General features: G+C 72.8%; 9 protein-coding genes and 4 pseudogenes. 6 read left to right on the top strand and 7 right to left on the bottom strand.

What is annotated here, in order from left to right; translation table 11 throughout:
• Positions 1-42 precede the first annotated feature (42 nt).
• Positions 43-741 (bottom strand): TetR/AcrR family transcriptional regulator, encoded by a 699-nt coding sequence (locus tag ACIP5K_RS34530; protein WP_401416212.1) that lies wholly within the window; start codon positions 739-741, stop codon positions 43-45.
• Positions 742-894: 153 nt separating this feature from the next.
• On the opposite strand from ACIP5K_RS34530, the gene ACIP5K_RS34525 reads away from it, so the two are divergent.
• The 5 genes from ACIP5K_RS34525 (at position 895) to ACIP5K_RS34505 (ending at position 7281) form a co-directional block, all read left to right on the top strand.
• Positions 895-1545 (top strand): CatB-related O-acetyltransferase, encoded by a 651-nt coding sequence (locus ACIP5K_RS34525; RefSeq protein WP_401416210.1) that lies wholly within the window; start codon positions 895-897, stop codon positions 1543-1545.
• Between the two features lie 238 nt (positions 1546-1783).
• On the top strand, positions 1784-3202 hold the full coding sequence (locus tag ACIP5K_RS34520; protein WP_401416208.1) for an amino acid permease: 1419 nt from the start codon (positions 1784-1786) through the stop codon (positions 3200-3202).
• Between the two features lie 263 nt (positions 3203-3465).
• The gene (locus ACIP5K_RS34515; RefSeq protein ID WP_401416206.1) at positions 3466-4746 is read left to right on the top strand and encodes a YeeE/YedE family protein; all 1281 of its coding nucleotides are present in this window, start codon (positions 3466-3468) and stop codon (positions 4744-4746) included.
• Positions 4747-4918: 172 nt separating this feature from the next.
• A complete protein-coding gene (locus tag ACIP5K_RS34510) occupies positions 4919-5269 on the top strand; it encodes a hypothetical protein (protein ID WP_401416204.1) in 351 nt (116 codons plus the stop codon).
• A gap of 83 nt (positions 5270-5352) precedes the next feature.
• Entirely contained in the window at positions 5353-7281 is a 1929-nt protein-coding gene (locus tag ACIP5K_RS34505) for an NAD-binding protein (RefSeq protein ID WP_401416202.1), read from the top strand.
• 37 nt (positions 7282-7318) lie between these two features.
• Here ACIP5K_RS34505 and ACIP5K_RS34500 read toward each other — a convergent pair whose 3' ends face one another.
• The 3 genes and pseudogenes from ACIP5K_RS34500 to ACIP5K_RS34490 all read right to left on the bottom strand — a co-directional run.
• Positions 7319-8044: an aspartate/glutamate racemase family protein gene (locus tag ACIP5K_RS34500; protein ID WP_401416200.1), complete on the bottom strand. Its 726-nt coding sequence runs from the start codon at positions 8042-8044 to the stop codon at positions 7319-7321.
• Between the two features lie 32 nt (positions 8045-8076).
• Positions 8077-9579: an NCS1 family nucleobase:cation symporter-1 gene (locus ACIP5K_RS34495; RefSeq protein WP_401416199.1), complete on the bottom strand. Its 1503-nt coding sequence runs from the start codon at positions 9577-9579 to the stop codon at positions 8077-8079.
• A 182-nt stretch (positions 9580-9761) separates the two neighbouring features.
• A pseudogene (locus ACIP5K_RS34490) lies at positions 9762-10350 on the bottom strand (GyrI-like domain-containing protein); the annotation flags it as partial.
• A gap of 87 nt (positions 10351-10437) precedes the next feature.
• Here ACIP5K_RS34490 and ACIP5K_RS34485 point away from each other — a divergent pair.
• Positions 10438-10989 (top strand): hypothetical protein, encoded by a 552-nt coding sequence (locus ACIP5K_RS34485; RefSeq protein ID WP_401416197.1) that lies wholly within the window; start codon positions 10438-10440, stop codon positions 10987-10989.
• Positions 10990-11028: 39 nt separating this feature from the next.
• On the opposite strand, the pseudogene ACIP5K_RS34480 reads toward ACIP5K_RS34485, so the two are convergent.
• The 3 pseudogenes from ACIP5K_RS34480 to ACIP5K_RS34470 all read right to left on the bottom strand — a co-directional run.
• A pseudogene (locus ACIP5K_RS34480) lies at positions 11029-12280 on the bottom strand (IS110 family transposase).
• Positions 12281-12770: 490 nt separating this feature from the next.
• Positions 12771-12890, bottom strand: a pseudogene (locus ACIP5K_RS34475) (MerR family DNA-binding transcriptional regulator); the annotation flags it as partial.
• A gap of 58 nt (positions 12891-12948) precedes the next feature.
• Positions 12949-13422: pseudogene (locus tag ACIP5K_RS34470) on the bottom strand (alpha-glucosidase); the annotation flags it as partial.

The following is a 13422-nucleotide window of genomic DNA, read 5'->3' as shown; positions in this document are numbered from 1 at the left end:
CGCTCCTCGTCACGGTCGGGGCCGGTCGCCCATGGCCCTGTCCTACCGGGACGCCGGGCCGGGTGCCAGCCCGCCGCACGGCCTCGCGGAGCGTGCGGCCGACGGGTCCGGCTCCCCCGCGTCCGCCGCGCCGCGCGGCCGCGCGAAGACCCCGCCGCGCGCGGCGGCCACGGCCCCGGCAGCCGCGCGTGCGGGCAGGTCCGGGTCGGGGTCGGAGCGCAGGAGCAGCAGCTCGTGGTAGACGGGCGCGGTCGCGGCGACCACGAGCCGCCTGGCGTCCGTGTCCGGGGGGAGTTCGCCGCGGCGCACCGCGCGCTCGACGACGTCCGCGCAGCGCGCGTACCGGTCCTCCCACAGCCGCCGCTGGGCGCGGGCCGCGGCGGCGGAGCGGAAGGAGGCGGCGACGAGTGCCTCCATGAGCGAGGGGCGCACCGTCAGCGCGTCCTGGATCTCCTGGTTCAGGGCGGTCAGGTCGCCGTGCAGGGAGCCGGTGTCGGGGGCCGCCCAGTCGTCCTCGCCGGCCGCGTCCAGCACGTCGGCGAGCAGCCCGCCGATGCCCTGCCAGCGGCGGTGGACCGTGGTGCGGTGCACCCCGGCCCGGGCCGCGACGCCCTCCACGGTGAGGTGGTCGTAGCCGCGCTCGGCGAGTTCGGCGCGGACCGCGTCGAGCACCTGGGCGCGCACGCGGGCGGTGCGCCCGCCCGGCCGGCGCGCCGCCGGCCGCGTCTCGTGGTCCGTCATGGAGGTGGAGGTCCCCTCTGCCCCGGGATGCTCCGGAGCGGTTCCTGGAAAGCGCGTTGCCTCACGGTCGCGCACCTGGCACGATCTTAATGCATCACCTGTAGCGATAACGTGGACACCGCGTCGCGCCCGCCGAGAGGAACCCGCCACCGCATGCCCCTCATCCCCGCCGATCCGACCGTGCTGCACCCGATGCCGGGCCAGCCCCGCGTGGTGCAGCTCAAGCCGCTCGTCACCTCGCCGCTGATCGAGGTCGGCGCGTTCTCGTACTACGACGACCCGGACGACGCGACCGCGTTCGAGCGGCGCAACGTGCTCTACCACTACGGCCCCGAGAAGCTGGTCATCGGCAAGTTCTGCGCGCTCGGCACCGGGGTGCGGTTCCTGATGAACGGGGCCAACCACCGCATGGACGGGCCCTCGACCTTCCCGTTCCCCACGCTGGGCGGCTCCTGGGCCGACCACGCGGACCTGCTGACCGGGCTGCCCGACCGGGGCGACACGGTGGTCGGCAACGACGTCTGGTTCGGATACGGCTCGACGGTCATGCCCGGCGTCCGGATCGGGCACGGGGCGATCATCGGGGCGGGCTCCGTCGTCACCTCCGACGTGCCGGACTACGGCATCGTGGGCGGCAACCCGGCCCGGCTGATCCGCACCCGTTTCACCCCGGACGAGATCGCCCGGCTGCTCGCGGTCGCCTGGTGGGACTGGCCGCTGGAGCACCTGACCGCACACGTGCGGACCGTCATGTCGGGCTCCGTCGAGATGCTGGAGGCCGCCGCGCCGCCCGCCGGGGCATGAGCCGAGGGGGGCGCGGGTAGCAGGGCCCTCCGAGGTCGTCGGTGATCACCGGGGTCGCGTCGGCACAGCCCGTGAGCGGCCTGTCCGAATAACGAACACTGTGTTTCGATCATCGGACAGTGCCCGCATACTGGGCCGACCTCGTCTCACATCACGGACCAGCCGACCCGCCTCGGGCTGCGCCGCGGACCGCGCCCGCGGACCGTGCGGCCCCGGCAAGCGCAGAACAGGTACCACCTTGACCAGCACCCCCACCTCCGTCGCCGACCGGCGCCCGGACGTCACGGAGGCTCCCGACCCGGGAGCGGACACCGGGCTGTCGCACGGCCTCAAGCAGCGCCACCTCTCCATGATCGCCCTCGGCGGCGTGATCGGCGCCGGGCTCTTCGTGGGCTCCGGCGCGGGCATCGCCGCCGCGGGTCCCGCCGTCGTCCTGCTGTTCGCCGCGGCGGGCGCGGTGGTCATGCTGATCATGCGGATGCTCGGCGAGATGTCGGCGGCCCGCCCGGCCACCGGCTCCTTCTCCGTGCACGCGGAGAAGGAGCTGGGCACCTGGGCCGGGGCCACCTCCGGCTGGACGTACTGGACGATGCTGTGCTGCGGCGTCGCGGCGGAGGCCACCGCGGCCGGGCAGATCATGCACGGCTGGGTGCCGTTCCTGCCCGCGTACGGCTGGGTCGCCGTCTTCATGGCGTTCTTCTGCGCGAGCAACCTGCTCGCCGTGCGCAACTTCGGCGAGTTCGAGTTCGTCTTCTCCGCGCTCAAGGTCACCGCGATCTGCGCCTTCCTGGTGCTCGGGGTGCTCGGCATCTGCGGCGTCTTCGGCGACCCCCCCGGCACCGCGCACCTCACCGGTGACGGCGGCTTCTTCCCCACCGGCACCACCGGGCTGATCGCCGGGCTGCTGACGGCCGTGTTCGCGTACGGCGGTCTGGAGACCGTCACCATCGCCGCCGCCGAGTCCGACAAGCCCCGCGAGAACGTGGCCCGCGCCGTGCGCACCGCCGTCTGGCGCATCGCCCTCTTCTACGTCGGCTCCATGGCGCTGGTCGTCGTCCTGGTCCCGTGGGACGAGCCCGCCGTCGCCTCCGACGGCCCGTACGTCACCGTCCTGGACCGGCTCGGGATCCCGGCCGCGGGCACGATCATGCAGGTCGTCATCCTGGTCGCGCTGCTGTCGGCGATGAACGCCAACATCTACGGGTCGTCCCGCATGGCGTACTCCCTGGTGAGCCGGGGCCTCGGCCCGCGCTTCGTCGGCAGGGTGACCCGCGGCGTCCCGATGGCCGCCGTCCTCGTCTCCTGCGCCTTCGGCTTCTTCGCGGTGTTCGCCGGCATCTGGTGGCCGGACACGGTCTTCACCTGGCTGATGAACACCACCGGTGTCGCCGTCCTCGTCGGCTGGGTCTTCATCTGCCTCACCCAGCTGCGGATGCGGCGCCGCCTGGAGCGCGAGTCGCCCGAGCTGCTGACCGTGCCCATGTGGGGCTTCCCGTACCTGACCTGGGTCGCCCTGCTGGCGATCGTCGGGGTGTTCGTCGCGATGGCCACCACCGCGGGCGGCCGCGACCAGCTGTACGTCTCCGCGGTCCTGGTCGGCGCGCTGGCCCTGGCCGGGTACGTCAAGCAGCGCAGGGACCGGCGCGCGACCGCCTGATCCGGGGCGCGGCGAGAGGAGGGGGCGTCCCGCGGACCGGGCCGCCCCTTCCGCCATATGAGACGGGACTCTCAGCTTCCGTTTCGGTCCTTAGAGTGGCGCACATGTTCGGACCCGCCCGTCAGCTGGCCCTCGCGCTCTTCGCGGCGACGCCGTGGAGCGTCGACGACGCGCTCTGTCGCCGCTGACGCCCCGCCGCGCGCCCGGCGTGCGGCCCCTCTTCCGCGGTCCGACCTCTCCTCCTGCCCTCCCCGGAGTCCCCCTTGACCACCGCCCCCGCGGCCGGGGCGCCGCCCCGCGCCGGCCTGCTCTCCCCCGCTCCCACCTCCGCCCCGGCGCCGGACGCCGAGACCGCCCCGCCGGTGCGGCGGGTGCCGCTCGCCGTGGCCGGTGTCGTCGGCGCCGCCCTCCTCGTGTACGTCTTCGCCCGCCACGGCGCCAGGCCGGGCGTCCTGCTGCTGCTCGGCACCGGGCTCGGCTTCGCCCTGTTCCACTCCCGGTTCGGCTTCACGTCCGCCTGGCGGCAGCTGGTCGCCGTCGGCAACGGCACGGGGCTGCGCGCCCACACCCTCCTCCTCGGCACCACCGCGACCCTCTTCGCGCTGATCATCGGCACCGGCAGCGGACTGTTCGGCTCGGTGCCCGCGCCCAGTGCCGGGCCGATCGGCGTGGGCCTGCTGATCGGCGCGTTCCTCTTCGCGGTCGGCATGCAGCTGGGCGGCGCCTGCGCCTCCGGCACGCTGTTCGCCGTCGGTTCGGGGCAGAGCACGATCGTGCTCACCCTCTTCGGCTTCATCACCGGCTCGACGCTGGCCGCCTGGCAGTTCGGGCTCTGGAGCGGGCTGCCCGCCCTCGATCCGTACGTGCTGTCCGACCACGTCGGCTGGTTCGGCTCGTGGGCGCTGACGATCGCGGCGCTGGCGGCGGTCTGGTACGTCGCGCGCGCCGTGCAGGCCCGCCGCAATCCGCCGCCGGTCGGCACGCCGCCGTCCGCGCGCGGCGCGCTCGCCCGCACGGTGCGCGGTTCGTGGCCGCTCGCCGCGGGCGCCCTGGTGCTCGCCGTGCTCGGCGCCGGGGTGCTGCTGGTGTCCGGCGGCGCCTGGGGCATCACGAGCGCGTTCGCGCTGTGGGGTTCGAAGCTGGCCGGGGTCTTCGGCGCGTCCCCGGAGACCTGGGCGTTCTGGCGGCAGCCGGGCAGCTCGGCGCAGTTGGCCGGGCCGGTGCTCGCCGACAAGAACAGCCTCACCGACATCGGCATCATGGTGGGTGCCGCCGTCGCCGCGGCGGCCGGCGGCGTGTGGCAGCTGCACCGCGGCATCCCCGCCCGCACGGCGCTCGCCGCGGTCGTCGGCGGTGTCCTCATGGGCATCGGCGCCCGGCTGGCGGGCGGCTGCAACATCGGCGCCTACCTGGCCGGGATCGCGTCCGGCTCCCTCCACGGCTGGCTCTGGGGCGGCATCGCCCTCGTCGGCACCTGGGCCGGGCTGCGGCTGCGCCCGCTGTTCGGCCTCGGCAACCCGAAGCCGACCGACAGCGTCTGCTGACCGGCGAGTCCGGGACGGGCCGTGTGGACGCCCCCGACCACGACGGTGCCCGAACGGGCAACGGCGTGCGTCCCGCCCGCGGCCGGTGCGCCGCTCTCCCGGCCGTAGCCCCTCCGCGGGGCTGAGCACGGCACGCTTCCGCCTGGTCCGTCGACCGGCGGAAGTCGTCGCCGTGGACGACGACGACGGCGGCGCAGCGGTCCGCGCGGGCGGCGGCGAGCGTCGACTCGCCGGAGCCCGGCGGACCGTCGAGGCCGTCGAGGCCGTCGAGGCCGTCGAGGCCGTCGAGGCCGTCGAGGCCGTCGAGGCCGTCGAGGCCGTCGAGGCCGTCGAGGCCGTCGAGGGCGAACCCCCGGCCGGGGGGGGCGGCCGGGCAGGGCGGCGGCGACCTGGTCGGCGGCGGTCCGGATCATCGTCATGGCAGATGATCGCGACCGATCGGGCCTGGACAGGGAAGAGGCGGGACCGTGCGGCCCCCGCGCCGCCACGCGGCCGTAGCCGCCGGGCCCCTCCAGCGGGTTGACTGGGTCCATGAACACGGTGCCCCACCAGCCTCCTTCGCCCCCACCCGGCGCACAGAGCGCGCGGACCCCTCCGGTCCCGCCGATGCGCGGGCACATGATCGTGTGCGGTGGGGACGCGCTGGCCGAGCGGCTGGCCGCCGAACTGCGCGCCCTGTACGGAGAGCAGGTCACCGTGGTCGTCCCCGGCGTCCCGGGCGACGGGGGCGGGCGGGTCGCCCCGGCGGCCCGGGCCCGGGCCGCCGCGCTGCTGGCCCGGATGCAGTCGGTGCTCGGCCGGACGCCCGACCCGGACGGACCGGCGGCGCCGCCGCGCGTGCAGCAGGCAGCCGTGCTCGACGAACAGGCCTTCGCCGAGGCGGGGGTGGCCGAGGCGCGGGCGCTCGCCCTGGTGCACGACGACGACGAGATCAACATCCGGGCCGCGCTGGTCGCCCGTCGCCTCAATCCGCGGGTGCGGCTGGTGATCCGGCTCTACAACCGCAGCCTGGGCCGGCACCTGGCCGATCTGCTCGACCAGGCCGCGGCGCTGTCCACCCCCGGACTCGATCCGGAGCGCCTGGACAACTCGACCACGGTGCTGTCCGACGCCGACACGGCCGCGCCGGCGCTCGCGGCCACCGCCGTCGCGGGCACCAGCAAGATCGTCCAGGCCGACGGGCTGCTGCTGCGCGCGGTCGAGCGCACCCCGCCGGGGCCGGGCCGGGTGCCCGATCCGGGGCTCGCCACGCTCGCCCTGCTGTCGGCGACGACCAACGACCCGGCAGGGTCGGAGGGTTCGGACGCCGACGACGGACGCGACGGTCCGCGGCTGCTGCCCGACGACGCCACCGTGGCCGCGGCGACCGGGCGCGGCACCGTCGTCCTGGACACGATCACGCCCGCCGACCGGGCCCCGCGGAGCCGGTCGTCCGGCACGCGCGGCGGGGTGCCGTTCGGCTCGTTCTTCTCCCGGCGGCTGCGCTGGTCGCTGTTCGGTCTGACGGCGAGCGTGCTCGGCCTGGCGATCGCCACCTGGGCCACCGGTGACATGCATCCGCTGCACGCCGGATACCTCACCCTGCTCGACCTGTTCGCCATCGACGACCCGGCCATCGGCGAGCCGACCGCCCGCAAGGTCCTGCAACTCCTCACCGGGCTGGCCGGGTTGCTGCTGCTGCCGGTGCTGCTCGCCGCCGTGCTGGAGGCGCTCGGCACGTTCCGCACGTCGGCGGCGCTGCGCCGGCCGCCCCGCGGCCTGTCGGGGCACATCGTGCTGCTCGGCCTGGGCAAGGTCGGCACCCGGGTGCTGTCCCGGCTGGGCGAACTCGGCATCCCCGTGGTGTGCGTGGAGGCGGACCCGGAGGCGCGCGGGATTCCGCTGGCGCGCAGCATGCGGGTGCCGACGGTGATCGGTGACGCGGCGTCGGACGGGGTGCTGGAGGCCGCGAAGATCCATCGCGCGGCCGGGCTGCTCGCGCTGACCAGCGTCGACACCACCAATCTGGAGGCGGCGCTGTCGGCCCGCGCGCTCAAGCCCGATCTGCGGGTGGTGCTGCGGCTGTACGACGACGCGTTCGCCGCCGCCGTCTACCGCACGCTGCGCGCCGCGCACCCGCGTGCGCTGACCCGCAGCCGCAGCGTGTCCACGCTCGCCGCGCCCGCCTTCGCCGGGGCCATGATGGGGCGTCAGATCCTGGGGGCCATTCCCGTCGAGCGCAGTGTGCTGCTCTTCGCGGCGCTGGAGGTGGCGGAGCATCCGCAGTTGGCGGGGAGGACGATCGCCGAGTCGTTCCGTCCCGGGCACTGGCGGATCGTCGCGCTGGACGCGACGGAGCCGGCGGAGCGCAGGCCCGACCTGTCCGCGGGCCCGGAGGACGACGCGAGCGCGCCCCGCCCCACCGGTCTGGTGTGGAACCTGCACCCGGGGCACGTGCTGCGCCCGCAGGACCGCGTGGTCCTCGCCGCGACCCGGCAGGGCCTGGCCGAGCTGCTGGGCCGCAGCGACGCCCCGCACCGCTCGGCGCCCGCCTGAGGACGGCGCGCCGGGGCCGCCCGGGGCGGGCCGGGTGTCAGTCCGTGCGGGGCGGCCAGTTGCGGATCCGCTTGGGGCGGGGCGGGGCGTAGGTGCGGACCTTCGACGTGGTGAGGCCGAGGCGGACCAGGGACTCCGCGATGGTGACGGCGGCGGTCACGCCGTCGACGACGGGGACGCCGGTGCGGGCGACGACCTGTTCGGCCAGCCCCGCCATGCCGCCGCAGCCCAGGCAGACGACCTCGGCGCGGTCCGACTCGACGGCGGCGGCGGCCTGTTCGACGATGGCGGCGACGGCGGCGTCCGGGTCGGCCTCCAGGGCGAGCACGGGCAGGCCGCTGGCGCGCACGGAGGCGAGCCGGTCGGTGAGCCCGGCGAGCTTGAGCCGGTCCTCGATGAGCGGCACGGCCCGGTCGAGGGTGGTGACGACGGAGTACGTGCGGCCGAGGAACTGGGCGGTGCTCGCGGCGGCCTCGGTGATGTCGACGACGGGCACGTCGAGCAGCTCCTGGAGCCCCTCGCGGCCGTGCTCGCCGTATCCGGCCTGGATGACGGCGTCGTACGGCTCGCGGTGGGCGCGCACCTTCTCCATGACGGCGACGGCGGCGAGATAGCTCTCGTAGTTGCCCTCGCAGGACTCGGCGCCGAAGTCCGGGGTGAGCGGGACGATCTCGGTGCCCGGCGCGGCGACGGCCTCGGCCTGCCGGGCGATGCTCTTCGTCATCGATGCGGTGGTGTTGACGTTGACTACGAGGATGCGCATGCGGGTTCTCCTGGAAGGCGCCGGGAAGGCGGTCACTCGGCGGCGACGGCGATCGGCTCGCCGTCGACGTGTTCGTAGGTCTGCGTGCGGTCGCTCACGAGCCAGTAGAGCGCGGCGGCGAGCAGCGCGCCGATGAACCACGAGAAGCCCGAGACGCCGGAGAAGAAGGGGACGAGGGCGACGACGACGGCGCATCCGGCGGCCGGGAGGAAGGCGCCGATGGCCTTCGGGTTGACGCCGCGCCGGTAGTGGTAGGTGCCGGCCGGGTCCTCGGTGTACAGGTGCGGGACGTTGATCTGGGCCTTGCGCAGCAGCCAGTAGTCGGCCATGACGATGCCGAAGACGGGGCCGAGCAGCGCGCCGAGCCCGCCGAGGAAGTAGGTGACGGCGACGGGGCTGTCGTACAGGTTCCACGGCAGGATCACGAGTCCGACGACGGCGCTGACGAGGCCCGCGCGGCGGAAGTCGAGTCGCTGCGGGAACAGGTTGACCAGCATGTAGACGGGGGCGACGAAGTTGGCGAGGAGGTTCACCGCGACGGTGAGCATCAGCAGGGCGAGGCAGGCCAGGACGAGCAGCGCCGTGCTGGGGATGGTCCGCACGATGTCGGTGGGGCTGGTGATGACCTCGCCGTCGAGGCGGAACTGGGCGCCGCTGAGCACGGCGGCGATCCCCGCGAAGAACAGCATGTTCACGGGGATGCCGACGAGGTTGCCGCGCACGATGGCCCGGTGGGAGGTCGCGGAGCGGGTGAAGTCGCAGAAGTTGAGCACGAAGGTGCCGTAGACGACGACCCACAGCGCGGCGGCCTCGAAGATGTGCAGCCACTGGGCGCCGCCGGTGAAGTGGGTGGCGCCGCTGAGCGCGATCGACCCGTCGGCCTTGGCGAACATCCACACGGCGAGCGCCAGCATCGTGACGAGGACGGTGGGTGCGGCGATCGCCATGTAGCGGCGGATGACCTGCATCCCGAAGCTGACGATGAGGACCTGCACCAGCCACAGGAACAGGAAGGAGATCCAGCCGAGGGTGGACAGGCCGAGGAAGGAGTTGGTGTCGTAGGAGGCCACGCCGGGCCAGAGGGCCTTCAGGAGGGTGCGCAGCACCTGGGAGGCGAGGTAGGTCTGGATGCCGAACCAGGCGATGGCGACGCCGCCGCGGACCAGGGCGGGCAGTTGCGAGCCGCGCACGCCGAAGGCGATGCGGCTCATCACGGGGAACGGGACGCCGGTACGCTGGCCCATCCGTCCGGAGAGGGTGAGCAGGGCGAACAGCAGCGCCGAGGCGATGGCGAAGGCGATGAGGATGTCCCACACGCTCATGCCGAGCGCGAACAGCCCGATGGCGAAGGCGTAGTTGCCGAGGCTGTGCACGTCGTTGCCCCAGAGGGTGAAGACGTTGTACGCGCCCCAGCTGCGGCCCTGCGTCCTGGTCGGGGCCAGGTCGTGCTGGTAGAGGCGGGGACTGATGTCGAGACCGCCTGCGGTCAGGGGCTCCGTGGCCGGGGGTGGGGTCCGTTGCTCAGCAGTGGCCATCGAAGACCCCTCCCGTTCCGCTATACGAAATGAAACTTCCGTCGTTGCGGAGTGGACGTTACGGGCGGGGATTTCCGCAGGTCAACAGATTCCGGCCGGTGACCACCCGGTGAAATACGCCATACTGCAAGGCACTTGCGTAATGGATCATCGGGCGCGTACGGGCGTGCCGCGACAGGGCGTCAGAGCAGCGGCTCCTGGAGTTCGGTCACCCAGGCGTCGTGGTCGGGCGGGCACTCCAGATTGATCTCGCGGGGGTAGCCGGCGGAGCGGTGGCCGTGGTCGTCGATCCAGCGGGCGAGGTGCTGCACGGCGGGCAGCACCGTGTCCATCGAGCCTCGGTGCACGATCGTCGCCGCGCGGTCCACGGGCGGCAGGTCGAGGACGGTCAGGCCGTCGTCCTCGCGGGGCGCGGCGGACACTTCGACGCCCGCGTGGACGAGGATGCCGCCCCCGGGCGCGTCCTCGTAGCGGGCGATGCCGGGCCCGGTCGGCCGGATGCCCGCCGCGTCCAGCCGGCGGAACAGTTCGACGTACAGGGGCTGGATCACGGCACTGATGCCGGCCGGCTCGAAGTCGGGTGCGACTCCCGTGAGTTCGGCCACGCGGACCCGCGGCAGGTTCTTGATGACGACGTCCTCGGCGGACATGTGTCCCTCGCTCTCGATGGACCGGCCTCTCGTCGAGGATGGCCCCGACCTGCTGGAGGGTGAGACCGAGGTCCTTGAGCGCGATGATGCGGTTGAGCCGGGCGAGCTGGGAGCCGGTGTAGACACCTCAGGCGCCTCACTCGTCAAGCGGCGGTCCTCAGCCCGCTGTGTAGCCTGTCGATCTGTTCGAACGGGATGAGGGTGGGGCATGGAGACGCTGGTGGAGGGGGCCGTCGCGGAGGCACTTCGTGACGGGGGTTACGAGGTGATCCGCCTGTATGCCGCCGCCTGCGCCGAACGTATGGCGCCACTGTTCGTGGGCCTGCGGGCGGGCGCGCCGGGGCGGGAAGCGGACCTGGACTTCTATGCGGAGTCCGTACGCGATCTCTGGTATGCCGACCGGCCGCTCGCCAACGCCGCCGAGGGCCTGCGCCGGCTGGAGCGGTTCCCGGAGCTTCAGCCGAACGAGGAGGGGATCACCGATGTCGCCGACACCTACGCCTTCTTCGCTGCCCTCTGCCTGCGGTATGCCCTCCTGGCCCACGGCTCGGGAAACGCTGACGACGCGGTGTCGTGTGGCCACGCGGCGCTCACCGCAATGGGAATGCTCGACCAGAACGTGGCAGGTGCCGGCTTCCTCGCCGAGGAACAACGGCTCCAGTCTCTTTCGCTGCGCGGTGACGCCTCAGGCCTGTGGGACGCGAGCGTCACGGCAGGGCGGGAGAGGTTTCGTGCTGTATGGGGCCGCCTGCCCCGCTAGGGGTGCTCCTGACCGCTGCCGATGAGATGCGGCCTCTGGTCAGGGGGCCGCTGTGCCCACCTCGTCGGACGGAGCTGGGAAGGCCAGTGCCTCGTCATGTCGATGACCTTGTTGGAGGCAGTGATAGAGCTGGCCGATCATGCGGTTGAAGAGGTTGCGCTGGGCAGCGGCGTGCCAGTCTCCGCGGTCGCGGCGGTGCCGGTAGTGGGCTTTGGCGCCGGGTGAGGCGGTGATCGAGGAGAAGGCCCAGAGGTAGCCAGCATGATTGAGGCGGTCGTTTCTTGATCCGTCGGCGGGTGATGCTGGACTTCTTGCCCGAGGCGCGGGTGATGGGGGAGGCGCCGGCGTACGCCTTCAGACCGCGGGCGTCGGCGAACCGTTTCCGGTCGTCGCCAATCTCGGCCAGTATCCGAGCGCCGAGCTGGATGCCGAGCCCCCGAAAGCTCAAGAGCAGTTCAGCATCCGGGTGCTGGGGAAAAGCCTCTTCCAGCGCCTCGGCGAGGTCGTCGGCGGCGGTGCAGGCGGTTTCCAACTGGACCAGGAGAGCGAGCATCTGCTTGCCCAGCGCCTCCTCGATCAGCGGTGGCTGATGGGCCCAGTCGGTACGGAAAGCGTCCTGGAGGCGGCCCTCCTCCTCCATGCCTCGCTTGCGGCCTGCCCTTCGGAGTGCGGCCGTCAGCTGTGTGCGCGTCAGCTTCGCCGCGCGGGTCGGCGTCGGGGCGGCTCTGAGGAGCTCCCGGGCCTCTGGCCGGCACAAGCCGGTGCGCCAAGGTTCGAAGGCCGCCAAGGCGGCCGGGTAGTACTCCCGTAGGAGGGAACGCAGCTGGTTGGCAAGCTGCTGCCGGTTCCAGAGCGAGTCCTGCTGGGCACGGGTCAGGACGGCGATCGCACGACCGAGGTCGGAATCTTCGGGCAGTGGTCGGTGGGCGTGCATGTCGGTGCGCAGGATGTTCGCCAGGACCAGGGCGTCCCCGAGGTCGGACTTCTTGCGCGAGACGGAGTGCCGGTCGCGATAGCGGGCGGCGGCCGGCGGGTTGATGGCGAAGACCTTCCGCTTGCCGGTCCGCAGCACGGCCACGAGCAGGCCGCGGGAGGTCTCGATCGCCACTGGGATCGGGTTCTGCGCGGTGTCTCCGTATTCGGCGAGTTGATCCAGCAGGATTCTGTAGCCTGCGGCGTCATCGGTGATGTGCCGCTTTGCCAGTAACTGCCCGCTGTCGTCGACCAAGGCCACGTCGTGCGTGCGTTCGGCCCAGTCGATGCCGCAGTAGATCAAGATGTTCCTCCCCATGGTGCAGTTTGTGCTGGTCACGAGCACATGTGGGCCACGCAGCTCCCTACTCCCAGGACTCGACACGAGGGCTTATGAGAGGTCGCCGTGCGGCGGGCTCGCACCACCAACACCAGCGAGTGATCTCGCAATGGGTGTTGACGTCCGTCGACGCTGGACGACGCCGATCTTTCGGTACACCTCGTGTGCCTGGAGGGACGTCAAGCGTCCGTCCAGCGCCGACGGCCGTTCCCCACAACACATCCCTCGAAAGGGACAACGTGGTGGCGGCGACGAAGGCGCCGAGCGGTGCTCGATCTACACCGAGACATCGAGGTCGGAGGCGGTATAGGCATCCGCCCGGCGCCCACGAGACCGCCACCACACGCAGGGCGTCCGCCGGTCTATCGCAAGACACCGCATGTCCGGATGGGTTCAGGCGTGACGGCCCTGCTGTTCGAACAGCCCGGAGCTTCCTGCACTGACTCGGGCCGCCCTTAGATGGGGATTAGTGGCGGTATCCGGTGGCCGGGTCGACCCTGGCCGGGCGCAGCAGTCCGAGCGCGTCGTAGTGGCGCAGCATGCGGACCGACACGCGGCCGTGGCGTGCGAAGTCTCCGATGGTGAACATGATGGCTCCTACTCCACGGGCTCACACGGTGTCAGGGTCAAGGCGCGGAGCCGGTCCGTCAGCGGGCGCGGTCCGTCCGCCACCAGACGGTGCAGTCGGCGGGCAGGTCGACCACGCCGTCCGCGACCTCGACCGCACGCGACGCCAGCAGCACCGCCCCCGGCGCCGGAAGCCGCACCGCATCACCGGTGGTGTTCACCGTGCACACGAAACCCGGCCGCTCGAAGACCAGCACCCCCGCCGGCACATCCTCCCGCCACACGACACCGTCCCCCGCCCCCAGACCGTCCTGGGCACGGCGCACCGCCAGCGCCGACCGGTACAGCTCCAGCGTGGAGCCCTCCCGACCGGTCTGCGCCTCCACACTCAACTCCCCCCAACCGTCGGGCTGCGGAAGCCAGCTGCCGCCCTCACCGAACCCGTACGACGACCCCCCACGCGTCCACGGGATCGGCACCCGGCACCCGTCACGGAACCCGTCCTGGCCCTGCGCCCGGAAGAACGACGGATCCTGACGCACCTCGTCGGGAAG

Origin of the sequence: Streptomyces sp. NPDC088785 (genome assembly GCF_044750685.1) — a bacterium.
In the GTDB taxonomy this organism is placed as follows: Bacteria; Actinomycetota; Actinomycetes; order Streptomycetales; family Streptomycetaceae; genus Streptomyces.
This window is presented reverse-complemented; position numbering and strand designations above follow the sequence as displayed.